This window comes from Streptococcus caecimuris, from assembly GCF_943193075.1.
GTDB classification, from domain to species: Bacteria; Bacillota; Bacilli; order Lactobacillales; family Streptococcaceae; genus Streptococcus; species Streptococcus caecimuris.
In genome coordinates this window covers 37,739-62,374 of record NZ_CALPCT010000006.1, presented here as the reverse complement: position 1 = coordinate 62,374, position 24,636 = coordinate 37,739, and the positions used below count along the sequence as shown (strand labels likewise).

Annotated in this window: 23 protein-coding genes and 1 pseudogene; 6 read left to right on the top strand and 18 right to left on the bottom strand. The window is 42.2% G+C overall.

What is annotated here, in order from left to right:
* The first annotated feature begins 27 nt into the window (after window positions 1-27).
* The 6 genes from NFR56_RS03730 (at window position 28) to xerS (ending at window position 5,354) form a co-directional block, all read left to right on the top strand.
* Window positions 28-360 carry a putative DNA-binding protein gene (locus NFR56_RS03730; RefSeq protein ID WP_003001435.1) on the top strand — a complete coding sequence of 111 codons (333 nt, stop codon included), beginning with the start codon at window positions 28-30 and terminating at the stop codon, window positions 358-360.
* 2 nt (window positions 361-362) lie between these two features.
* The gene (locus NFR56_RS03725) at window positions 363-578 is read left to right on the top strand and encodes a hypothetical protein (protein WP_037606554.1); all 216 of its coding nucleotides are present in this window, start codon (window positions 363-365) and stop codon (window positions 576-578) included.
* A 17-nt stretch (window positions 579-595) separates the two neighbouring features.
* On the top strand, window positions 596-2,167 hold the full coding sequence (gene ffh, locus NFR56_RS03720) for a signal recognition particle protein (protein ID WP_024055635.1): 1,572 nt from the start codon (window positions 596-598) through the stop codon (window positions 2,165-2,167).
* Window positions 2,168-2,233: 66 nt separating this feature from the next.
* The gene (locus NFR56_RS03715; protein ID WP_118398311.1) at window positions 2,234-3,001 is read left to right on the top strand and encodes an alpha/beta hydrolase; all 768 of its coding nucleotides are present in this window, start codon (window positions 2,234-2,236) and stop codon (window positions 2,999-3,001) included.
* A gap of 105 nt (window positions 3,002-3,106) precedes the next feature.
* On the top strand, window positions 3,107-4,090 hold the full coding sequence (locus NFR56_RS03710; protein WP_118398314.1) for an acetylxylan esterase: 984 nt from the start codon (window positions 3,107-3,109) through the stop codon (window positions 4,088-4,090).
* A gap of 193 nt (window positions 4,091-4,283) precedes the next feature.
* Window positions 4,284-5,354, top strand: a complete 1,071-nt coding sequence (xerS, locus tag NFR56_RS03705; protein WP_251457782.1) for a tyrosine recombinase XerS — start codon at window positions 4,284-4,286, stop codon at window positions 5,352-5,354.
* Window positions 5,355-5,439: 85 nt separating this feature from the next.
* Here the strand turns inward: xerS and NFR56_RS03700 are convergent.
* From NFR56_RS03700 to NFR56_RS03615, 18 genes and pseudogenes are all read right to left on the bottom strand, one after another.
* Window positions 5,440-6,080 (bottom strand): annotated as a pseudogene (locus NFR56_RS03700) (hypothetical protein).
* Window positions 6,081-6,189: 109 nt separating this feature from the next.
* Window positions 6,190-7,179, bottom strand: a complete 990-nt coding sequence (locus NFR56_RS03695; RefSeq protein WP_251457767.1) for a lipoate--protein ligase — start codon at window positions 7,177-7,179, stop codon at window positions 6,190-6,192.
* Window positions 7,180-7,408: 229 nt separating this feature from the next.
* Window positions 7,409-9,115: a dihydrolipoyl dehydrogenase gene (gene lpdA / locus NFR56_RS03690; protein ID WP_227197404.1), complete on the bottom strand. Its 1,707-nt coding sequence runs from the start codon at window positions 9,113-9,115 to the stop codon at window positions 7,409-7,411.
* Between the two features lie 41 nt (window positions 9,116-9,156).
* The gene (locus tag NFR56_RS03685; protein ID WP_201036803.1) at window positions 9,157-10,200 is read right to left on the bottom strand and encodes a dihydrolipoamide acetyltransferase; all 1,044 of its coding nucleotides are present in this window, start codon (window positions 10,198-10,200) and stop codon (window positions 9,157-9,159) included.
* A 254-nt stretch (window positions 10,201-10,454) separates the two neighbouring features.
* Complete coding sequence (locus tag NFR56_RS03680; protein WP_251457750.1) at window positions 10,455-11,447, bottom strand: alpha-ketoacid dehydrogenase subunit beta; 993 nt, start codon at window positions 11,445-11,447, stop codon at window positions 10,455-10,457.
* A 16-nt stretch (window positions 11,448-11,463) separates the two neighbouring features.
* Window positions 11,464-12,432, bottom strand: a complete 969-nt coding sequence (locus NFR56_RS03675) for a thiamine pyrophosphate-dependent dehydrogenase E1 component subunit alpha (protein ID WP_049507842.1) — start codon at window positions 12,430-12,432, stop codon at window positions 11,464-11,466.
* A gap of 220 nt (window positions 12,433-12,652) precedes the next feature.
* Window positions 12,653-13,819 (bottom strand): ATP-grasp domain-containing protein, encoded by a 1,167-nt coding sequence (locus NFR56_RS03670; protein WP_251457748.1) that lies wholly within the window; start codon window positions 13,817-13,819, stop codon window positions 12,653-12,655.
* 21 nt (window positions 13,820-13,840) lie between these two features.
* Complete coding sequence (locus NFR56_RS03665) at window positions 13,841-14,581, bottom strand: esterase family protein (RefSeq protein ID WP_251457744.1); 741 nt, start codon at window positions 14,579-14,581, stop codon at window positions 13,841-13,843.
* Window positions 14,582-14,620: 39 nt separating this feature from the next.
* Window positions 14,621-15,448 carry an alpha/beta hydrolase gene (locus NFR56_RS03660; RefSeq protein ID WP_251457726.1) on the bottom strand — a complete coding sequence of 276 codons (828 nt, stop codon included), beginning with the start codon at window positions 15,446-15,448 and terminating at the stop codon, window positions 14,621-14,623.
* 93 nt (window positions 15,449-15,541) lie between these two features.
* Window positions 15,542-16,876 (bottom strand): methylenetetrahydrofolate--tRNA-(uracil(54)-C(5))-methyltransferase (FADH(2)-oxidizing) TrmFO, encoded by a 1,335-nt coding sequence (trmFO, locus tag NFR56_RS03655; protein WP_223345124.1) that lies wholly within the window; start codon window positions 16,874-16,876, stop codon window positions 15,542-15,544.
* Between the two features lie 154 nt (window positions 16,877-17,030).
* The gene (locus NFR56_RS03650) at window positions 17,031-17,735 is read right to left on the bottom strand and encodes a DUF3307 domain-containing protein (RefSeq protein WP_251457723.1); all 705 of its coding nucleotides are present in this window, start codon (window positions 17,733-17,735) and stop codon (window positions 17,031-17,033) included.
* Window positions 17,719-18,396 (bottom strand): SatD family protein, encoded by a 678-nt coding sequence (locus tag NFR56_RS03645; RefSeq protein ID WP_251457720.1) that lies wholly within the window; start codon window positions 18,394-18,396, stop codon window positions 17,719-17,721. Before NFR56_RS03645 ends, NFR56_RS03650 begins: the two co-directional genes overlap by 17 nt.
* A 106-nt stretch (window positions 18,397-18,502) precedes the next feature.
* Entirely contained in the window at window positions 18,503-20,584 is a 2,082-nt protein-coding gene (gene topA / locus NFR56_RS03640; RefSeq protein ID WP_049473182.1) for a type I DNA topoisomerase, read from the bottom strand.
* Window positions 20,585-20,670: 86 nt separating this feature from the next.
* Entirely contained in the window at window positions 20,671-21,519 is an 849-nt protein-coding gene (gene dprA / locus NFR56_RS03635) for a DNA-processing protein DprA (RefSeq protein ID WP_049473183.1), read from the bottom strand.
* Between the two features lie 93 nt (window positions 21,520-21,612).
* Window positions 21,613-22,509, bottom strand: a complete 897-nt coding sequence (locus NFR56_RS03630) for an ROK family protein (protein ID WP_251457717.1) — start codon at window positions 22,507-22,509, stop codon at window positions 21,613-21,615.
* A 3-nt stretch (window positions 22,510-22,512) separates the two neighbouring features.
* Window positions 22,513-23,280: a ribonuclease HII gene (locus NFR56_RS03625; RefSeq protein ID WP_251457705.1), complete on the bottom strand. Its 768-nt coding sequence runs from the start codon at window positions 23,278-23,280 to the stop codon at window positions 22,513-22,515.
* A complete protein-coding gene (gene ylqF, locus NFR56_RS03620) occupies window positions 23,267-24,118 on the bottom strand; it encodes a ribosome biogenesis GTPase YlqF (RefSeq protein ID WP_023918177.1) in 852 nt (283 codons plus the stop codon). Before ylqF ends, NFR56_RS03625 begins: the two co-directional genes overlap by 14 nt.
* Window positions 24,119-24,231: 113 nt before the next feature.
* Window positions 24,232-24,570 carry an ATP cone domain-containing protein gene (locus NFR56_RS03615; RefSeq protein WP_006597242.1) on the bottom strand — a complete coding sequence of 113 codons (339 nt, stop codon included), beginning with the start codon at window positions 24,568-24,570 and terminating at the stop codon, window positions 24,232-24,234.
* Window positions 24,571-24,636: the final 66 nt, after the last annotated feature.

The following is a 24,636-nucleotide window of genomic DNA, read 5'->3' as shown; positions in this document are numbered from 1 at the left end:
GCGGGCTTTTTTGATATAATGAAAGGTATGGAAATTGAGAAAACCAACCGAATGAATGCGCTCTTTGAGTTTTATGCAGCGCTCTTGACGGACAAGCAGATGAACTACATCGAGCTCTACTACGCAGATGACTACAGCTTGGCTGAGATTGCAGAAGAGTTTGGAGTGAGCCGTCAAGCGGTCTATGACAATATTAAACGTACAGAAAAGATTTTGGAAGATTACGAAATGAAACTCCATATGTATTCCGATTACATTGTACGTAGCCAGATTTTTGATCAGATTTTAGAACGCTATCCGGAAGATACTTTTCTACAAGAGCAGGTTGAAATTTTATCAAGCATTGACAATCGGGAGTGATTATGGGCAGTCTGGTCATTTATCAAGGAATACCTTGCAAACTATTAGTCGCAGAGGAAGTATTTCCTACTCGACTACAGATTATCTCGCCCAATGATATCTCCAAAGCTATGCAAATAGGTTTTAGCTGTTGGGGATATCCAAATGAAATCATGAAAGAAGTCACACCCGAAGAACTAGAATGTTTGCAACATTTCGGACGATTTCCACTGAATTGAAAAAATAGGAGAAAATAATGGCATTTGAAAGTTTAACTGAACGTTTACAGAACGTCTTTAAAAATCTTCGTAAGAAAGGGAAAATCTCTGAAGCGGATGTCCAAGAGGCAACCAAAGAGATTCGTCTAGCCCTCTTAGAGGCCGACGTTGCCCTTCCTGTTGTAAAAGACTTCATCAAACGCGTCCGCGAGCGGGCTGTAGGTCATGAAGTCATCGAAACCTTGAACCCTGCCCAACAAATCGTCAAGATTGTCGATGAAGAATTGACAGCCATTTTGGGTTCAGAAACAGCAGAAATTATCAAATCTCCAAAGATTCCAACCATTATCATGATGGTCGGTCTTCAAGGGGCTGGTAAAACAACCTTTGCGGGTAAATTGGCCAACAAATTGGTCAAGGAAGAAAACGCACGTCCTTTGATGATTGCGGCCGATATCTATCGTCCAGCAGCCATCGACCAGTTGAAGACCCTTGGTCAACAGATCAATGTTCCTGTCTTCTCACTTGGTACAGAAGTCCCTGCAGTTGAGATCGTTCGTCAAGGTTTGGAGCAGGCGAGAGCCAATCACAATGATTATGTCTTGATCGATACGGCTGGTCGTCTGCAAATCGATGAAAAACTTATGGGCGAGTTGCGGGATGTTAAAGCCCTTGCCGAGCCAAATGAAATCCTCTTGGTTGTCGATGCCATGATTGGTCAAGAAGCAGCCAATGTGGCGCGTGAGTTTAACGAACAACTCGAAGTGACCGGGGTCATTTTGACCAAGATCGATGGGGATACCCGTGGTGGTGCAGCCCTTTCTGTCCGTCAGATTACTGGGAAACCAATCAAGTTCACTGGTACTGGTGAAAAAATCACTGATATCGAAACCTTCCACCCAGACCGTATGTCTGGCCGGATCCTCGGTATGGGGGATATGCTGACGCTGATCGAGAAGGCTTCTCAAGAATACGATGAGAAACGCTCCCTTGAACTCGCTGAGAAGATGCGGGAAAATACCTTCGATTTCAACGATTTCATTGATCAATTAGACCAAGTTCAAAATATGGGACCAATGGAAGACCTGCTCAAGATGCTTCCAGGTATGGCCAACAATCCAGCCATGAAGAACCTCAAGGTCGACGAACGAGAAATTGCTCGCAAACGTGCGATCGTATCATCCATGACCCCAGCTGAACGAGAAAATCCAGATTTGTTAAATCCAAGCCGTCGTCGTCGGATTGCTGCTGGTTCAGGAAATAGCTTTGTCGAAGTCAATAAATTCATCAAGGACTTTAACCAAGCCAAACAGATGATGCAAGGCGTCCTCTCTGGCGATATGAACAAGATGATGAAACAAATGGGGCTTAATCCAAATAACATGCCGAAGAATATGCCTGGTGGAATGCCTGATATGTCTGCCCTCGAAGGTATGATGGGACAAGGTGGCATGCCTGACTTGTCAGCTCTTGGTGGAGGCGCTGGAATGCCTGATATGAGCCAAATGTTTGGTGGTGGTCTCAAAGGAAAAGCCGGCGAATTTATGATGAAACGGGCGATGAACAAGATGGCCAAACAAATGCGCAAGAATAAGAAAAAACGGAAATAATCGTTTCTAATATGGGCCTGGAACACACTGTTCTGGGTTCTTTTAGAAACTACTACTAGAGGAAACATGTTAAAAAAACTATTTCAACAAGTCATTCGTTTCTTTGTAAGACTGTTTTCTTCCCACAGAAAGCTCTTTGAATTTCCTAAAGGGTCAAAGAAACCACCAATTAGACCGATTATCTTTGTCCCCGGGAGTTCAGCTAGTATCCAGCGATTCAATGGAACCATCCGCATGCTCCATCGCTTTTCTAGAAAAAAGCAAAGTCTCTTAAAAATAAAGGTCAATAAAGATCATACAATAGAGATGGAGGGAAGGCTGAATACAAAAGAGCCGAATCCGATGATTGTGATTGGATTTGAAAACAATCGTGATGGCTACAGCAATATCAAGCAGCAGATCGAATCCCTTAAGATTGCTCTAACCTACCTTCTTGATCACTATCATTTTACAGACTTCAAGGCAGTAGGGCACTCCAATGGAGGATTGGTTTTGACTGGTTTACTGGAAAGTGGCTTTTTAGAGAAAAAGAAGGTGACCGTCAGCAAGCTGGCTATTATTGGCAGTCCTTACCAATTCAATCAAGAAATGTATGACGATTTTCAAAAATGGAAGCATCGATTAGATAAAGAAGTAGAGGTCCTTAACTTTGTCGGTAGCTTTGCTGGAAAATCAGACGGGATCGTCCCTCTTTCTAGTGCCCAAGCAGCACAATCTATTTTTGACAATCAGGCCTATACAGAAGTGAATTTAAACGGTCGTAAGGCTCATCATTCAGCTTTACCCACTAATCCAGATCTAGTGAAACAATTAAGTCTATTTTTGAATCTATAGTGAAATTACATAATTTCGGTTATGTAATTTTTATTTGTCTCTTGCAATCCTTAAGTAAATATGGTACATTTTTGGTAGCGATTACACATACCTAAGGAGGATTTTATGAAGGATCCTAAATTACTAGAGACAATGAAAGTTTACAAGGGACGGGATGATGTTCCTGACGATTTTGATAGCTTTTGGGATCAAGCCCTAGCAAAGATGACTGAACTGCCTGAATACAAGCTCGAAGAACAAGATTTCAGCATTCCAAATGTTCAATGTTATGAATTAACCTTTAAAGGAACACGAGATGGGCTTGTTTATGCGCGGGTTGTTCTCCCCAAAACGGATCAAAAAGTTCCCGTTATTTTCCATTTTCATGGCTATATGGGCCGTTGTTGGGATTGGTCCGACATGCTGGCTTATACAGTAGCTGGCTATGGTGTTGTGTCTATGGACGTAAGAGGGCAGTCAGGCTATTCAACAGACGGAGATCGTTCACCGTTTGGGAATACTGTAAAAGGTCAGATTATACGTGGAGCCGTGGAAGGCCCTGACGAACTCTTTTATAAGGATGTCTACTTAGATCTTTACCAGTTAATTGAAATTGTAGCCAGCCTTCCTCAAGTTGACGACAGCAAACTTGCTAGCTACGGAGCCTCTCAAGGTGGTGCCTTGGCTCTGGTTGCTGCCGGATTGAATCAACGGATTCAACGAACAGTCGCTATTTATCCATTCTTATCGGATTTCAGACGTGTATTAGAGATCGGGAACACCAGCGAAGCCTATGACGAGCTTTTCCGTTATTTCAAGTTCCACGATCCATTTCATGAAACCGAAGATCGTTTGATGCAGACTTTGGCCTATATTGATGTAAAAAACTTTGCGCATCGTATCAAAGGACAGGTTCACATGATTACCGGGCTAGATGATGATGTTTGTTATCCAGAGACACAATTCGCCATTTATAATAGATTAGAATGTCCAAAAGAGCATTTAATCATGCCAGAATATGCTCATGAAGCTATGAACGTTCAAGTCAATGATCGAGTCTATAATTGGCTCTGTGGTAGCAAGATTCCATTTCAGTATGTAGAAAAATAAGTTAGAGAAGAAAAACAATCAGTAAATCCATGAGATTTGCTGATTGTATTGTGGTTAAAAGGTATCTAGTATAGAAAGAGATACAAAACAGTCCTATATAACCCCTATAACATCTTTCCGAAAAACTATAATTTTCTTGAAAAATATATCTGGCTATGCTATACTACTAGTATAGAAAGATTTGGAGAAAAACATGAAACGCGAGATCTTATTAGAACGTATTGATAAACTCAAACAAGTTATGCCTTGGTACGTATTGGAATATTACCAATCAAAACTGGCCGTTCCATACAGTTTTACGACCTTGTACGAATACTTAAAGGAATACGATCGATTTTTCACCTGGGTTTTGGAATCTGGTATATCGGATGCTGACACCATGGCCGAGATCCCTTTAGACGTTCTGGAGCACATGACCAAGAAAGACATGGAATCCTTTATTCTTTACTTACGTGAACGCCCTCTGCTCAATGCCAATACAACGAAAAACGGGGTTTCCCAAACAACGATTAACCGTACCCTTTCTGCATTATCTAGTCTTTATAAGTATTTGACTGAGGAAGTTGAAAATGAGCAAGGAGAACCTTATTTCTACCGCAATGTCATGAAGAAGGTTGCTACTAAGAAAAAGAAAGAAACCTTGGCGGCACGGGCTGAAAATATCAAGCAAAAACTATTTTTAGGGGATGAAACAGAAGGCTTTCTTAACTATATCGACCGGGAGTATCCTCAAACACTCTCAAATCGCGCCTTATCCTCCTTTAATAAGAATAAAGAGCGAGATTTAGCCATTATAGCACTCCTTCTTGCCTCTGGTGTCCGTTTATCTGAGGCAGTCAACTTGGACCTTCGTGACCTTAATCTTAAGATGATGGTGATTGATGTCACTCGAAAAGGTGGAAAACGTGACTCGGTTAACGTTGCTGCCTTTGCTAAGCCTTATCTGGAGCAATATCTTGCTATTCGAGACAAACGATACAAGACAGAAAAGACTGATACAGCTCTCTTTCTGACCTTGTATCGAGGTGTTCCAAACCGGATTGATGCTTCTAGTGTTGAAAAGATGGTCGCCAAGTATTCTGAAGACTTCAAAGTCCGAGTGACGCCCCATAAACTACGCCATACATTAGCAACGCGTCTCTATGATGCTACCAAATCGCAAGTTTTGGTCAGCCACCAGCTGGGACATGCTAGCACCCAAGTTACCGACTTGTATACCCATATTGTTAATGATGAACAGAAAAATGCCTTGGATAGTTTATAAGATACATAATATAAATTATGTAGTATTTTAGCGTTATAAAAAGAGCGTAGGATTTTTTATGTTATCTTACGCTCTTTTATTTTTTCTATAAAAATTCGATCCAATAATTACGGTGTGGCTCAATAATGACTGGTTTTCCCCAGAATGATTTTAGATAGGCCAAGTTTGCAGGGGTGACCGGTCTTTTTTCACCATTGTACTTCTCTGCACTCTCTTCCGTTAGAAAGCATTTAACTGCTTCATATGGAGTACCATCGCTCGCTATTCGATCAATTCCTAAATAAGCAATTTCATCACCGGCTTTTGGAATATCTGTAAATAGTTTACCAATAAAATAAACCGTCTTATCTTTCATTAATTCATAAGCCTTACTATTTTCCAGTCTGTTATTCGCTGCAGCGTACATAATACAAAAACTGTCCACAATATCTTTCAAAGGCATTAATTCTTCTTTGCTGACTATAATTTCGTCGGGAGCAAGTCCGCCAATGATTAAGTTTTTATAATGAGGTTGCTGGATGACGTTATCTAAAGCCATTCCTAATGGTAGTTGGACAGCTTGATAGCCTAATGGTTCGAGCTCTTGCTTTTTCTGGTCAAGGTGTTCTTGTGTAATACTGACATTCAAATCATAAGGACTTGAAGATTGTTGCTTTCTAAAAAAGCCACGACTATACGATCTAACTGTTCAAATAGACCAAGATTTTTCACTGGAACTCTCATCATCGAATATAATCCCCTTTTGTGTTCAGATTTCCTCTATATTGTACACTCATAGTTTTCGAATATCAAGTTTAAGATAAAAGATATCCATGTTAAATGGATATCTTTTACTTTATTCCACCACTGCTTCAGCAATTTCTTCTGCAGTTATACCTGCAAAGTAACGACCTAGATTAATGGTTTGAAGGGCTTTGAGGACGTCTTCACGTTCGTATTTAACGCCACGAAGAACATCTTCTACTGCTGCAACATCTTCGATACCAAAGAAGTCACCATAAATCTTGATGTCTTGGATTTTTGATTCAATGACGTTTGCGAAGATTTCAACCTTACCGCTAGGGAATTTAGTGCCACGACGGACATTGTATTCAGGAGACTTTCCATAGTTCCAATCCCAGGTACCAAACTTGGTTTCCTTGATACGATTAATTTCAGCCAATTCTTCATCCGAGAAGACATATTCTGTCATCTCAGGGTATTCTTTCTTCATGTAGTCCAAAAGTAGGTCACGGAACTCTTCCACCGTGATTTTTTCTGGCAATTCATCGATGATATTGGTCACACGTGCACGAACCGATTTAACCCCTTTAGACTCAAACTTGTCTTTAGACACCTTGAGTGCATTAGCAAGGACTGACAAATCCACGTCAAAGAGAAGGCAACCATGGTGCATTATCCGACCATTGATGTAAGCTTGGGCATTTCCACAGAATTTCTTACCATCAATTTCCAAATCGTTACGACCAGTGAATTCAGCCTTCACTCCAAGCTGAGCCAAGGTGTTGATCACAGGAGTTGAGAAGCTCTTGAAGTCAAAGGCCTTATTTTCGTCTTCTTTTGAAATAATGGTGTAGTTGAGGTTGTTCAAATCGTGATAAACAGCCCCACCACCACTGATCCGGCGAACCACTTCAATCCCATGCTCCCGAACGTAGTCGCGGTTGATTTCTTCGATAGTATTTTGGTGGCGACCAACGATAATCGATGGTTTGTTAATCCAGAGAAGGAAGATTTGATCCTCATCTAAAAGGTGTTTAAAGGCATATTCTTCCAAGGCGATATTAAAAGCAGTGTCGTTTGAATGATTGATAATGTATTTCATAGTAATTCCAAAAAATTCGTTTTATAAATCCTACTCTTAGCAGGATGAGCATTAGACAGAAATAGTTGAATTTCACTTAATTTTCTGAAGTAGTAAAAAGAAATGTAACGAGTTATCGTTACATTTCTCGGAAAAATTGAGACAAGTGGCTCAATTTTTAGGCATGGAACTCTAATAGAGGTCGCTGCCGTCCGTACTACTTTAAGAAAATCTAATTGAAAGAATAATATTATTTCTTCTTAGGTGAGTGAACTGCCAAGCCAAGTACATCCGCAAAGGCTTCGTACATCACTTCTGAGAAGGTTGGGTGCCCATGGATGGTCTTGAGCATTTCTTCTACAGTGATTTCCATCTCAATGATGGTAGAAGCTTCGTTGATCAATTCAGCAGCTGCTGGACCAATGATGTGAACCCCAAGAACTTCACCGTATTTCTTGTCTGCAATGACTTTAACAAATCCTTGAGCCGCATCTGATGCAATGGCACGTCCGTTTGCGGCAAAATTGAATTTACCGATTTGGACATCATATTTCTCACGAGCTTGTTCTTCTGTCAAACCAACTGCTGCTACTTCTGGAAGTGTGTAGATAGCTGCAGGAGTCAAGTTCAATTTGGCAACAGCGTGGTTTCCTTTAAGGGCATTTTCAGCCGCTACTTCCCCCATACGGAAGGCAGCGTGAGCCAACATCTTCGTACCGTTGATATCACCTGGCGCATAGATACCTGGAACAGACGTTTCCATGTATTCATTGACCTTGATACGACCACGGTCTAATTCAAATTCAACTTCTCCAATTCCATCAAGATCTGGAACACGACCGATTGAAAGAAGAGCTTTGTTTGCAATGATATCGTCTTTTCCTTCAACCTTGATACGGAGTTTACCATCTTCTTCAATGATTTCTTGCAGTTTAGTATCTGTCAAGATAGTCATTCCCTTGCGCTCAAGGATCAAACGAAGGTTCTTAGAAACTTCCGCATCCATGGCTGGCACGATGCGGTCCATCATTTCGATGACCGTAACCTTAGATCCAAAGGTCATGAAGGCTTGACCAAGTTCGATACCGACAACCCCACCACCAATGATCACAAGGCTTTCTGGGACTTCATTCATATCCAAGATGTCATCACTGGTCATGACAAGGGAAGACTCCATACCAGGAACGTTAATCTTGCTGACTTTTGAACCACCAGCAAGGATAATCTTCTTAGTTTCAAGTAACTCAGAACCATTGACCAAAACATTCTTATCTTTCGTAATGGTACCGATACCCTTATAGACATCAACTCCGTAGCTTCGAAGAAGTCCTGCAACACCACCAACAAGAGTATTTACGACCTTGTTCTTAGTTTCAAGAACCTTGTCCATATCCACTGTGAAGCTAGGATTGTCAATGATGATCCCACGGTTTGCCGCATGACCGATATTTTCAATGATTTCAGCGTTGTGTAGGTAAGTCTTAGTTGGGATACATCCGCGGTTCAAGCAAGTTCCACCAAGTTCAGATTTCTCAACAAGGGCAACCTTACCACCCAATTGAGCTGCCTTGATAGCAGATACGTAACCAGCAGGACCACCACCGATCACTACGATATCATAAGCATCATCGCTCTTATTGTCATCATTTGAAGCACTTGCTGCAGCTGGCGCTGGACTCGCTTCTGGTGTTGCTGCTCCAGCTGTTGGGATGTTTTCCCCTTCCTCACCAAGATAACCAATCACTTCTGTTACAGGAACAGTCTCGCCGTCCCCTTTTAAGATAGCAATCAAGTAGCCATCTTCTTCAGCTTCCAATTCCATGCTGACTTTATCTGTCATGATTTCAAGGAGAATTTCTCCTTCTTTTACAAATTCGCCGACTTTTTTATTCCACTGAACGATTTGTCCTTCGGTCATATCTACGCCGGCTTTTGGCATAATTACTTCTAAGGCCATTTTATTTCCCTCTTTTTCTTGTTTCTATTCTCTCTCGTTGATTAGACCAACATTGAAATCGGGTCTTCAATCAAGGCTTTCAAGTCTTTCATGAATTTGGCACCAGCCATTCCATCGACAACGCGGTGGTCAATGGTCAAGCCCAAGCTCATGATTGGACGAATGACAATTTCACCATTCACAACCACTGGTTTTTCAACCGTTGCACTAACGCCAAGGATGGCAGAGTTTGGTTGGTTGATAATCGGTCCAAATGATTGAACGCCAAACATCCCCAAGTTACTGATAGTAAAGGTTGAGTTTTGCAATTCACTTGGAGCAAGCTTACCATCCAAGGTACGTCCGATAACATCCTTGAAGGCTACGACCAACTCTGACAAGGTCATCTTTTCAGCATTGTAGACAACTGGAGTCATCAATCCATTGTCCATCCCAACTGCCATCGCCAAGTTGACATAGTTGTGAGTGATGATGGTTTTGCCATCTTCTGTCAATGACGCATTGATATATGGGTGTTTCATCAAGGTCTTAACCACTGCTAGAGAAAGCAAATCTGTTACAGTCACTTTCTTACCAGTTGCTTCCATGATTGGATCCAATACCTTCTTACGAAGAGCCAACATTTGAGACATATCGACGTCGTAGTTCAATGTAAAGGTTGGTGCTGTTAAGTAAGATTCCACCATTCGTTGAGCGATTACCTTACGCATTGGTGTCATCGGAATCCGCTCGATCTCACCATAAGGTGTCACATTATCTGGAGCTTCCTCCACCTTCTCGATTTGAGCAGGTGACTTAATAGTCTCATTCTCAATATTTTCAGGAAGAAAAGCAAGGACGTCCTTCTTCATGATCTTGCCACGATGACCAGTTCCTTGGATTTCTTGCCAAGCAATATTGTGTTCTAAAGCAATTCGTTTTGCAAGTGGTGAAATGCGAACCACATTTGTGTCTTTATATGTTTCCACGTCTTCTTTGTGGACACGACCGTTTGCGCCTGAACCAGAAACATCATAGAGGTTGATCCCAAGATCATCCGCTAATTTTCTAGCCGCAGGAGTCGCTCTTAGCTTATCATCAGCCATGACCTCTCCTATTCTATTATAAGATATTAAGGACGTAGAGGACAAAGAAAAAATAGGAGATTGACGCTGTGTTCGATGAACACAAGGAAATCTATCTTTTTTTCACGGTCCTCCGTCCGGATTCAGTTACAATGATGCAAGAGCTTTTAGCCCGTGCTCTAATCTAAGATATCAAGGACGTAGAGAACTTTGCATCACTAGATACAAAGTTTCCTCGTCTAATTTAATAAACATTACATAATTTATGTTATGTGTTATTCTTTGTTGTATGTTTTACGAATGGCATCTTTGATGCTTTCAACTGTTGGGATCATTGCATTTTCTAGATTTTGTGCGTAAGGCATTGGCACATCTTCCCCCGCACAACGGCGGATTGGTGCATCCAAGTAATCAAATGCTTCTGATTCAGAAATAATAGCTGAAATTTCACCAATATAGCCACTTGTTTTGTGGGCATCATTGACAAGGACAACTTTTCCTGTCTTCTTAACAGAATTAATGATGATCTCTTTATCAAGTGGAACCAAGGTACGTGGGTCTACTACTTCTACTGAGATACCTTCTTCTGCTAATTCTTCAGCAGCTTGCATCACGCGACGAAGCATTTTCCCGTAGGTTACGACAGTGACGTCAGTTCCTTCACGTTTGATTTCTCCGACACCAAGTGGAATCGTGTAGTCTGGATCAACTGGCACTTCCCCTTTTTGGTTGAATTCTGATTTGTATTCGAGAATGATTACTGGGTTGTTATCACGGATAGATGACTTGAGCAGTCCCTTCATATCCGCTGGCGTACCAGGAACAACAACTTTCAAACCAGGAATATGAGTAAACCATGATTCCAATGATTGGGAGTGTTGAGCCGCAGAACCTACTCCGTTACCAGCTGCACAGCGGATCGTCATTGGGACTTGCCCTTTACCACCAAACATGTAGCGAGTTTTAGCGGCTTGGTTGACGATAGCATCCATGGCAATAACAGAGAAATCCATGAAGGTCATATCAACGATTGGACGTAGCCCTGTCATAGCAGCACCAGCTGCTGCACCAGAAATAGCCGCTTCTGAAATAGGACAGTCACGTACACGTTCTGGTCCAAATTCTTCAAGCATCCCTACAGATGTACCAAAGTCTCCACCGAAAACTCCGACATCTTCCCCCATCAACAATACATTTTCGTCGCGACGCATTTCCTCAGACATAGCAAGGATAATGGTATCGCGGAAAGACATTAATTTAGTTTCCATAATTCTCTACTCCCCCTTAGTCTGCGTAAATATCTTCGAAAGCTGATTCGAGTGGAGGGAATGGGCTTTCTTCCGCAAATTTCACTGAAGCTTCAACTGCTTCTTTTACTTCTTCTTGGATCTGATCCAATTCTTCTGCGCTCGCAATCTCATTTTCAAGGAGATACTTGCGAAGGTTTTCGATTGGATCTTTCTTCTTCCACTCTTCTACTTCTTCACGGGTCCGGTATTTACCAGGGTCAGAAGATGAGTGACCAAGCCAACGATAGGTGACACTTTCAATCAAGACAGGTCCTTTACCAGAGCGGACGTGATCGACTGCTTTCTTAAATCCTTCATAGACATCGATAACGTTGTTCCCATCAGGAATAAACATACCAGGAATGCCATAAGCAGCACTACGTTCGTGGATATGCTGGATATTGGTCATTTTCTTGATGTCAGCAGAGATTCCGTAACCGTTATTGATACAGTAGAAAATAACTGGGAGGTTCCAGATGGAAGCCATATTGACTGCTTCGTGGAAGACACCTTCGTTGGTTGCGCCGTCCCCAAAGAAGCAGACAACAATCTTACCAGTTTTTTTCATTTGTTGAGTAAGGGCAGCACCTACTGCAATTCCCATACCACCACCAACGATCCCATTAGCACCAAGGTTACCAGCATCGAGGTCAGCAATATGCATGGAGCCGCCTTTCCCCTTACAAGTACCCGTATACTTACCAAGGATCTCAGCCATCATGCCATTTAAATCGATTCCTTTAGCAATGGCTTGTCCGTGACCACGGTGGTTAGATGTCAGCAAATCGTCGTCGTTTAAAGCCAACATAGCGCCAACGTTAGCTGCTTCTTCCCCAACAGAAAAGTGCGTCATTCCTGGCACTTTCCCTTTTTTTACTAACTGTGCAATTTTTAAGTCCATGCGACGGATTTCTTCCATTTTACGGAACATTTCCAATAAGAGACTTTTATCTAATGTTGCCATCATTTCGCCTTTCTTAGCATTTATTCATTCTCTTTCATTCTAGCCAAAAATGAAAGCACTGTCAAAAATAATGCTCAAATGATTTCACAAACTATATACCTTGGGGGGAGGTTTTATAAGCATTATCAACTTCAAATAAAATATTTCACAAACTTTTCTTTCATGGGATTGCATTAAAATATAAAAAAACCGATAGGATCCTATCCTACCGGTCGTTATCTTATGATTGGCGTTTACCAAAGTCATGAATCATTTGTTCCAATTCTTCACGACTAGGTGTTGTAAGCATATAGAGGTAATCTCCCTGAAGTTCCGCAAAGGCTGCAGGCATGTCTTTCTTGACACGGAATTGATCATGGTATTTAGCCAAAACTTCTTCCTCTGACAGAGCATAAGCTGCATTGGCACGACGAGAGGTTGCCAAGCAATAAAGAGGCTCAAACTCAGAAGCTGGGAAAGGTTCTCCTGCTACAATGGCAGCATAACCACGGTACAAATCAATGGAGTGAGCATAATTGTAGACATCGATGGTAAAGCCACCTGCTGGACGATTATTGTACTCGATTGCAATATAGTCATCCCCATCGCGGAAGAACTCGATATGGAAGAAACGTTCTTTCATGCCAAAGGCTTTGACAATCGCTTCCCCGTATTGACGCAATTTTGGATCCATCTCTTCGAGGACATAATAAGAGTTATCCATCTTGTAGAGCATCAAATCGAGTGGCGTATAAGCATAGTCAAAAGTCGTTGAGAAGACAATATTGCCATCACGATCGACCAGACCATCAAAGGTACAAATCTCGCTAGAAGTGACGAATTTCTCAAAGAAGTACTCCGTATGTCCATCCCAATCTGCTTTAAAATGGTCGACATCTTCTGGTGTTTCAAGTTTAAAGGTCGCTGCTGCACCTACTCCATTATCAGGCTTGGCAATCAATGGCAACCCAATCTTCTTCACGGCCTTATCAATGTCTTTTTCTGTTTTAACCACGGCACCAGGAACGACTGGGACTCCAGCCTTCTTGAAGAGTTTCTTCATTTCGGATTTGAACTTAGTTTTCTTCAGATCTTTTGGCTTAGCTCCGAAGACATTGAATTGCTCCCGAAGCGCCGCATCCAATTCCAACCAGTACTCATTATGGGACTCAATACGATCAATTGGTCCGTGTTTATAGAACAGAAAGGCTGCTGCACGCTTCACTTCATCTAAGTCTTCCATATTTTCTACACGGAAATACTCTGTCAAACTATTGCGCAAAGGCTCATCTAACTGTTCGTACGGCTCTTGACCAATCCCCAAGACAGTGATTCCCTTGTTAGCTAGTTCAATAGTAAATTGTTGGAAATTTTGTGGATAATAAGGTGAAATAACAAGATAATTCATAGAGGTCTCCTCCCTTTTGACTTATAGATACATTTGTCCTAGGAAATAGGGCATTTGCTTGCGCCACCATTCCCAATCGTGGGCTACATCATGGCCCCATTCAGCAAACCATGCAGGAATATTTTTGTGGTCAAAGGCTTCTTTTAGTTTGTAGAAAGATGGTAGGCCATCTTGTTCCCAAGCCCCTAAACCAGTACAAACAACGATTTCCGCCTGACGGTAACGATCGATAAACCAGCCATCATTTTGGTTCCAGATATAATCAGATGGAGAGTTTTGGTAAACGGCTTCATCGCCTCCAAACTCACCAACAAAGAAACGAGCGTCATAGACACCACTTAAGGCGATCACTTTGTTGAAGACATCTGGATGTTGCAAGAAGAAATTGAGTGCGTGGTAAGCTCCCATAGAACAGCCAGTTGTCATCATCGGGTCAAACCAGCCTGTTTTGTGTTTGATAAAAGGAATGGCTTCTTCAATCACATAGCGTTCATAAGCTCGATGCATTTCGGCACGATCGTGAGGATTCTTCCAATTACAAAGCCAGCTATCACTATCCACACTAGAAAGGGTAAAGAATTGAACCCGTCCTTCTTCGATAAACTGAGCACAAGCATCAATCATACCAAAGTCATAGTACTCGTTATGGCTTCCACCTGATGAAGCAAAGACCACAACAGGAATACCTGCGTGTCCATAGCGGTTCAAATACATTTCACGGTTGAGTTGGCCACTCCAGTGGCTTAAATGTTCAATATTCATAAGTTTCCTCTTTCTCTCTATTGATTTGTTCTGAATCCATTAATCCCAATTTTCAGCCAAAAAGCGAAGGCATTCAGGTAAATGTTCAGCCCAAGCTTCTTCATGGTGAATCGCACCGGATTGAATCCGAATGGCAATATTTTCTAAAGCAACTCCTTGTTGGATAACGTCGTGATAATAACGAAGGGATGAATCAATATAGGCTTGCTTGATATTTCCCGCCATCAGCGTTTTATCTGTATCATCCGCCTCTTCAGTCCCTACATAGATGTAGATCCGTTGATCTACATATAATTTTTTGCGTTCGATATAATGATTGAAGGCATCTTGGTGTAGCCAGTTAGCAGATGAAAAGACCCCTAAACAACCAATTTGATCTTGGTACTCTAAGCCCAAGAATTGGGTAATATTTCCCCCCAAGGAAGAACCAATCATGGCCGTATGTTCTCTGTCAGCAAAGGTCCGGTATTCTTGATCGATAAAAGGTTTCACTACCTCCATAACAAATTCGCCGTACTCAACTCCCTTGCCACCAAATTGCATGCCAGGAATATTGGATTCCTTGTACTTCCAGGCAGAGTATTCATTCATGCGTTGGAAACCATCATTATCGATCGCAACAACAATCATGCGACTAATATCGGGATTCCGCTTAATGGCTGGAATCACCTTCCAGGAATGACCCGCATAAGCTTCCTTGCTGTACAAAACGTTTTGCCCATCGTGGAAATAAACCACAGGGTAACGTCTATCTGTATCCGTTTCATAATTCTTAGGTAATAAGACTCGCACACGACGGAGTTTTCCGGTATAAGGCACTTTCAACTCGTGTGTCTTCATATCTAAATAAAAATAGGATTTGTTCATTGTCAGAAAACTCTCTATATTCTAAATTTTATTCATTATACCATTTTTAGAAGAAAAAGTCTGGATTTTCTCCAAACTTTTTCCTTTCTTGGGTTATTTTTCCATAAACTGAGCCAAATCTTGTAAAGAACGTTCGGCAATTTTCTCATAACGTTCCTTTTTATCCCGAATGCGTTGTCCTTCTAGCTCTTTGATAATCCCGAAGTTGACATTCATGGGTTGGAAATGCTTGCTATCTGCATGGGTGATATAGTGAGCCAGGCTTCCGATAGCTGTCGTTTCAGGGAAAATCGCTGCTTCTTCTCCTTTGAAAAGGCGAGCGGCATTGATTCCAGCTACCAAACCTGAGGCCGCTGACTCAACATAGCCTTCTACACCTGTCATTTGACCTGCAAAGAAGAGATTTGGTTGTTTCTTCGAGCGGTAGGTTTGTTCCAGCAGATTTGGAGAATCCATGTAGGAATTGCGGTGCATGACACCGTATCTCACAAACTCCGCATTTTCTAGACCAGGAATCATTTGGAAGACCCGTTTTTGTTCACCCCATTTAAGGTGAGTTTGGAAGCCGACGATATTGTAGAGGCTGGCAGCCGCATTGTCTTGGCGCAACTGAACGACCGCGTAGGGTGTCTTAAACTCCCCATCACGTGGCCCTTTGTAATCATCTGGATACTCGAGTCCAACTGGCTTCATAGGGCCATAGAGCATGGTTTTGATGCCTCGTTTGGCCATGACTTCAATTGGCATACAACCTTCGAAATACTTTTCTTTTTCAAAAGAGTTGAGCGGGGCTTCTTCTGCATTGACCAAGGCCTCGTGGAAATCCATAAATTCTTGTTTGGTCATTGGGCAGTTGAGATAAGCTGCTTCTCCCTTGTCATAGCGTGACTTGAGATAGACCTTGTCCATATCGACAGTATTGACATCGATGATTGGAGCTGCTGCATCATAGAAATAGAAACCATCGCCACCATTAAGGGAATGGATCTTTTCCGCCAAGGCATCGCTGGTTAGAGGCCCCGTTGCGACCACTGTGATGGCATCTGTCGGCAATTCTGTAATTTCATCGCGAATCACTTCGATGAGCGGGTGTTGGGATACCTTTTCCGTCACTCGGCTAGCAAAGCCTTCTCGGTCCACAGCCAGTGCTCCACCGGCTGGTACACGAGTCGCTTCAGCTGCTTCAAGGATGACAGAACCCAAACGGCGCATTTCTTCTTTGAGGAGCCCGACAGCATTGGTGAGAGAATCTCCTCGGAGAGAGTTGGAACAAACTAACTCCGCAAAGTTGTCTGTTTTGTGTTGCGGAGTAGATTTGACCCCCCGCATTTCATAAAGCTTGACCGGAATCCCCTGTTGGGCAATCTGGTAAGCTGCTTCAGAGCCAGCAAGGCCCGCACCGATCACATTGATATAAGATTGAGACATGACACTAATACCTCTTTGGGTATCAAAACACCCCACTGGAATGTCAGACACCCACAAATCTTTCTAATTTTCTACTTGGTCCATTATACCAAAAAGCCAAGTAAAAAGACAGGGAGGCTTTTCCTTCCTGTCTAGACTTTAACTAATTATTTTCTTATAAACACAACCAGGCTGCTAAGAGGGCAGAGAGGATACTGAATAAGGACCCGATCAAGTAATACTCCGCAAAGGCTGGATTTTCCGAAATTTTATTGTAGCGGGCGATGGATTTGGCCGTAAATACTAGGCCGATAGAAGCAAATTGCCCATAGACGAGACATACGCCAATCACCAAACGCTCTAAAAAGCCAATCATGGAACCAGCCCCAGTGATCGTATCCATTTTCTTCTTGCTGGTGGGTTGATACTTGGCAAACAGAATTTTAAAGGCGATATTGCTTGGTTTTCCAACTAGGAGGACATAAAAGATCAGATTTAAAGTGTCCAAGGATAGATAGGTCGTGCCATTCTTCGCTCCTAAAAGGACTAGACAGCTAATGATGGCGATATGCAAGACTTGATCCAAGGCAAAGGTCCAGGCGGTTGGTAATTTCAAACCATTCTGCACTATCGGTTTTAAGAAATCTATTGCGGCATGGCTCAGTAAAATGACCAAGCAAATCCACCACAAGTCTAGATGACAGAGAGAAACAACGATCAGAGGCAGAGCAACATATAGAATGTGAAGCCCGAGCACTTTCTTATCCTGATCCTTGCGATCTGCCATCTTTTGGCTTTGAAAATAATAATCCGATAACAAATGACAAATTAACAAGAGGATCAAGTATGGATTCACTACGATACTAGACAATCCGCTCATTTTCCTCTCCTTTCACTATGCTTTGTATACTGGCCAGGGCACCTGCTCTCCCCCGTAAATAAACACGGACACTGCTACTCTTCAACCGTTTAGAGAGGGCACTTGGGTTGATAGCTAGTGATTGGGCCAAATCCTGCTGACTAAAGGACTCGCTATATACGGATCTCTTTAGAAGATTGAGCAAGATCTCTTCCTGACTATCCCGCCAACCTGAACGAATGGCTTCTCCAGAAGCGATGAGGGCGTTCACAAAAAAGTCTTGGTTTTCCTTCCCGCTTGAAAAATAAATCTGTGTATTGCCATAGTCATTTTTCTGATGAACAAAATTGATGGCTGCGCGTGCATTCCAATAAGCTGGACCATCTGCTCCAACACTTTGCAAGGGATCAATAGCTGTTACAATCTCCCCAAGGCCAATTCCAAAACGAAGCTGAGTAGGGGTTAGTTCTGAACGTAAGGTATCGATGATTTGAAAAACCGGAGCCTCTACTTTCAAAAGCGCCTGAAACTCATCGCCCAAAGTTAAGGTAAAAGCCGATGCTAGGCAGTCTTTAAAAAGCTCATTGATCTTTTGAAGCGTTTTTTCTAACTGTTTTTGCAGGTCAAAACGTTCTTGTACGATTTTGGAATCAATCACATCTGCAATCAAGGCAAGATACATAAGCCCACCTCCTTATGTCTATTATAACGAAAAAAACACAAAATGTCTATTATAACAGACATTTATAAAAATTGCCGTTATAATAGACATTGAATTATTTGAAAGCTTATTTCACTTTTTCTTCTTCGTAGTCGCCATTGCTACATACGACTTGTTTGCCGCCACCACGAACTTTTTTCTCAACTAAGTAGTGGCCACATTTTGGACAATCCCGACCGATCGGCTTATCCCAAGAGGTAAATTCACACTCTGGATAGCGATTGCATCCATAGAAGATACGGTTGCGCTTGGTTTTCCGTTCGATGATTTGTCCCTGATGACAGTCAGGACACTCCACGCCGATTTCTTTGACAATGGCCTGGGTATGACGACAATCTGGGAAATTACTACAAGCATAGAACTTACCAAAACGTCCTAATTTAATCACCATCGGGCTTCCACAAACTTCACAATCAAAACCAGCTGGTTCGTCTTTAATTTGGATTTTTTCCATCTCTTCTTCAGCCTTTGCGACTTCCTTAGAGAATGGTTTGTAGAAGGCATCGATGACTTTTTGCCACTCTTCTTTTCCGAGTTCGACATCATCGAGTTTCCCTTCCATTTCTGCTGTGAAGGTTACATTGACAATATCTGGGAAGAATTCAACGATCAGTTTATTAACGATTTCCCCTAACTCTGTTGGTTCAAAGCGTTTGGCTACCAGCTTCACATAATAGCGTTTTTGAATGGTCTCAATCGTCGGAGCATAGGTTGAAGGACGACCAACCCCATTTTCTTCTAAGGTCTTAATCAAGGTCGCTTCAGAATATCGAGCAGGTGGTTGGGTAAAGTGTTGCTCAGGCTTGCTATTGACTTGCTTAACGATATCGCCTTCTACCATATCCGGCAACATCTTGTTCTTATCTGAGTCGTTATAAATCGCCAAATAACCATCAAACTTCACTTGGCTTCCGTTTGCCGTATACTGAACCCCATTTTGACCTAAACGGACATTCATGGTATCAAAGACAGCTACAGTCATTTGACTAGCTACAAAGCGGTTCCAAATCAAGGTGTAGAGCTTGAGTTGGTCTTTGTCCAAGTATTTAGCAATGCTTTCAGGTGTATTGAAGACACTGGATGGACGAATCGCTTCGTGGGCATCTTGGGCACCAGAAGCATTCTTCACGCGGCTTCCATGCTTGGAATATTTCTCACCAAAGCGATCTACGATAAAGTTAGCTGCCTCATTTTGCGCAACTGGACTGATCCGTGTAGAATCGGTACGCATATAGGTAATCAAACCTTGAACACCAGAGCCAATATTGATTCCTTCATACAACTGCTGGGCGACCATCATGGTCTTACGTGTACGGAAGTTGATCTTATTGGCAGCATCCATCTGCATGGAAGAGGTGGTGTATGGAAGTGGCGCATTCCGTCGACGTTCTTTCTTTTCCACCTTTTCAACGGTAAAATCTTTGCCATCTAAGCGTTCAAGAACAGCTTTCACCTCTTCATTGGTGTTGAGCTTCATCTTCTTGCCATCAATCCCATAGAAGCTGGCTTGGAATTGCTTGGTCCCTTTTTTAAAGACGCCATCAATGGTCCAATATTCTTCCGGTTTGAAATCATTAATTTCGTTTTCGCGATCAATGATTAATTTGAGAGCAACAGATTGCACGCGCCCTGCAGAAAGTCCTTTTTTAACCTTTTTCCAAAGAATAGGCGAAATTGAATACCCTACAATCCGGTCCAAGACCCGACGTGCTTGTTGGGCATCGACCAAGTCCATATCGATTTGGCGCGGTTCTTTAAAGGCGTTTTTAACTGCATCCTTGGTGATTTCGTTAAAGACCACACGGTTTTTTTCTTTGGCATCCAAGTTCAAAATATGCGCTAAATGCCAAGAAATAGCTTCTCCTTCTCGGTCCGGGTCACTTGCGAGAAAGACTTGTTTGGCTTTTTTAGCTTCTTTTTTCAAATCATTGATCAAGGGACCTTTTCCGCGAATATTGATATACTCCGGTTCATAGTTATTGTCGAAGTCGATCGACATCGTAGATTTTTTCAGGTCCCGAATATGGCCAACACTGGCCATGACTTTGTAGTTACGACCAAGGTATTTCTCGATTGTTTTGGCCTTAGCAGGAGACTCCACAATCACCAAATTTTTCTTGGTTGTACTGCTTTTCTTTTTTGTTACCACGTTTTATCCCTCTGTATTGTATAAATCTCATTGAGTTTAATACATTTTAAGAAAGATGTCAACTAGGAACTTCTCCTATAGGAAAATCACAATTCGTATTTCAATTCATCAAGAATGTCCTGGCCTGATGTGATAAGCTTTGCTCCTTCTTGAATTAGGTGATGGCAGCCTGCAGATTTTCCATCTAAAATATTTCCTGGAATAGCGAAAACGTCTCGGCCTTCTTCCATAGCACGCTCACAAGTAATCAAACTGCCTGAACGGAGTCGCGCCTCTGCCACAATCACTGCCTGACAGAGACCAGCAATGATGCGATTTCTCTCAGGAAAATGAAACTTAAGTGGTGCCTGCCCTGGACCATACTCGCTCAAGATCAGATGGTGTTCCCCCATATGGGACTGTAATCTCTGATTGCTTTTAGGATAAAAGACATCCAGTCCCGTTCCAATCACTCCGATGGTCTTACCACCATTTCGTATACTGGCATAATGAGCTGTCGCATCAATTCCCTTAGCAAGTCCACTAACAATGACCAGTTCATTTCCAAGTTCCTTAATTATCTTCTCTACAGAACGAACCCCTTCTCGCGTGGTCTCTCGAGCTCCAACAACTGCAATCTTCGGTTTGCTTAACAGTTGCAAATCCCCTTGGTAAAAAAGGAGTACAGGAGGATTGTAGATCTGTAGCAATTCCTCAGGGTATTCTGGATCAAAAATGGATAGAGATGGGAACCGTTCAAACTCCTTGTGTAAATGGTCTTCATCTAGTTGCCGGTATTTGTCTACAAAATGAAGGATACTGCGACAGCGAGCGATCCTCGCTATCTCTTCTAAGCTTGGTAAGACTTGCTCTTTCCTACAGTAGTCCAAGACTCTCAAGACTTGCTCATTTGATAAACCGGCTTCTTTTAATTTAAAGATTTCAAATTTCTCCATGGTCACCTTCTACTTCCTCTCACTTATTTATTCGAAAAAGAAAAGAAAAAAGCTCTATTTCTAGAACTTTTTTTGATATGTCGAAGAATAAAACTAAGATGCGGCACCAATCAAGTTGCTTTCATTATGGAAGCGAGCCGCTTGGATCGGCAAGGCCTCAAATTGTTTATGCCCTTTTTGAGAGAGCAGCTCATGGTATTGTCGACTGATCTCATCGATCAATAGTGGTTGACTACTAATGCCCCCGCCAATCGTCACTTTTTCAATCAGGAGCAATGATTGAAGATTAAAAATCAAAATTGCAATATCATGACAATATTCCTGAAACAAGGATATCAGCTCCTCATAGCCCCCTAGATCAAGAGCTTTGAAAACAGCTATACCATCTGCCTTTTCTAGGTTCAAGATGTGACTAGCTTTCTCAACAAATTGAACAGCAGAACCGGTGTTTTCCAAAAGATTGGAAATGCCTTGCAAAAAGAGTTCGCGATGAAAGCGGCGATTTTCTGGTGTTCTTTCTGCCTTATCAATAGACCGAATGTATTCTGTCAGTTGCCATCCTCTCAATAGGTCACCATTCGAAAGAAGAGCGAGGCCGACTCCTGTCCCTAAGACCAAGGTCGCACCGCAAGGACAATCTTTTAGATTGCCAAGCCTTGCTTCCGCTAAACCTGCGGCTTCTCCATCATTGAGAACAGTGACGGGTACTTGAAATGTTTGTTCGAGTCTACTTGCTAGAGGAATGCCTCGTAAATATGGAATGAGACCACCTCGAAAGACAAAGCCAAGGCTCTTTTGGATCTCACCAGGGCATGAAATGGCGATTCCCTCGATTTCTTCCCTTACGGGTGTAACGATTTCTTCTAATCCTTGCCAAAACTCCTCAATCGTAGGTGGTGTTGGGATCTTGTCTGTATGAACCAATTGATAGTCTGCGTCCATCAGACCGTACTTTATAAAGGTCCCTCCGATATCGATAGTAAATAGCATAACCTAATCCTCACACATTGATTTGACGGGTTCAAACGAACGCCGATGGATAGGGGTCACTCCCAGTTGGTCGAGGCCAGCCAGATGGTTCGACGTCCCATAGCCAGCGTTCTGAGCAAAATCATAACCCGGATATTCTCGATCAAACTCTTCCATCATCTGATCCCGAGTCACCTTGGCTACGATGGATGCTGCAGCAATGGATAAGGAGTTAGCATCCCCTTTGATGATACTAGTTTGGGAAATAGGAAGATCCAACTTCATGGCATCAATCAAAAGATGCTGGGGTTGAGGATCTAGCTGACCAATGGCCTCCATCATGGCTAGCTTCGTAGCTTCATAGATATTGACCTGGTCAATCACGTGATTGTCCTTGACGCCAATGCCGATCGCAATGGCATTTTGGAGCACAGCTTCATAGATTTCCTTGTGTTTGGATTTTGGAATCTTTTTACTATCGTTGAGTCCGGGAATCTTACAAGCTTTCGGCAGAATGACGGCTGCTGCGACGACAGGGCCAGCCAGAGGACCTCTCCCTACTTCATCCACACCTGCAATAAGATCAATCCCTTGAGCATAAAGTTCTTTCTCATAGGCTAGCATTTTTTCCAAACGCAAGTCTTCATCCACTTGTTTTTGGAGTTCGCGTTTTCGTTTGCTGATAGCCGCTTGAACCCCCGCTCGACCATCAAGGATCAATTCTTCAAATAAGGGATGATCTAGATCGTCAATCGTTGCCAAACGCTCTTTGATTTCTTTAATCGTTGGCATCTATTTCACCTACACGATCAAGGGAATAGCGTCCCAAACGACCATCACGTACATCCTTGACAAACAAACTGTAAAAACGGTCGTAATCCTCTCGAAATCCTAATTTCTGGGTCATTTCCATAATGATTTCAGGAGCTTCTTGTTCCAGATCCATTTGTTTAAAACGTTCCTGCAAAACAGCTGGATAGTGCTTTTTGAAATAGTTAAGACCAAAGATGGTCACTTCATCCATTGGAAGCAACTGGTCTTTGATGGCACCTGTTAAAGCGAGCTTTAAGGCCACTTCTTCATCTTCAAACTTGGGCCAGAGAATCCCAGGAGTATCCAAGATTTCAAGGTCTTTGTTGGTTTTCAACCACTGTTGCCCCTTGGTCACCCCTGGTTTATTCCCAACAACAGCAATCTTTTTCCCTGCTAAGCGGTTCATCAAAGTTGATTTCCCGGCATTAGGAATTCCGATGATCATGGTCCGAAGGGTTTCAATCTGAATTCCCCGTTCCTTTTGACGGGCAATTTTATCGGCCATCAAGCTCTTAGCAGCATCTGTGACCTTCTTAACCGTAGATTGCTCTTTGGAGTTGATAGCCAAGGTTTTGATGCCTTGAGACTCAAAATAGTCCTGCCATTCTTTTGTTGCCACAGGATCTGCCAAGTCTACCTTGTTCAAAATCATTAATTTAGGCTTATCACCAACAATTTTCGTTAACATAGGATTTTGGCTTGATAGGGGTAAACGAGCATCTACCAGAACCGTCACAAAATCCACAAATTTTAAATTTTCTTGTACTTGTCTTCTAGCTTTGGACATGTGTCCAGGAAACCATTGTATAGTTGCCATGTTCTCCATTCCTTTCCAGTTCAATCTCTTCTATTATACCATGTTTTCTGAAATCACTGTGATTAAGAAAAATACTAAAAAAGAAGCTACCTAAGTAACTTCTATTTTATATTCTAGCGAATTTGCTCAAAATGCAAATGCACGGCGATATGATCACCATAGCCGCTCCGTTCCAAATCACGTTGCAAGCGATAAGAAATATAGTGTTCAGCAATGGTAATATAACCAGCACCAAGTAAACGGTGCTCAACCATTGACTGGATCATGCTGATCGTCGCACGTTCCACTTTAGCTTCTTCCAAATCCATCACAACTTTCTTGGTCACTTGCGCCAAGTTTTGGCGAAGATCATCCGTCAAGACATAAACTGTTTGTGCTGCCTTCAAAACAGCTTGATAGATTTTATCTGGGTCAAATTCTACAACTTCACCACTACGTTTAATGACTTCCATCTTATTCTCCTTGATCATCAATATACTTCTATTATCTTAATAAATAGGGGATTTGTCAAGAATCTA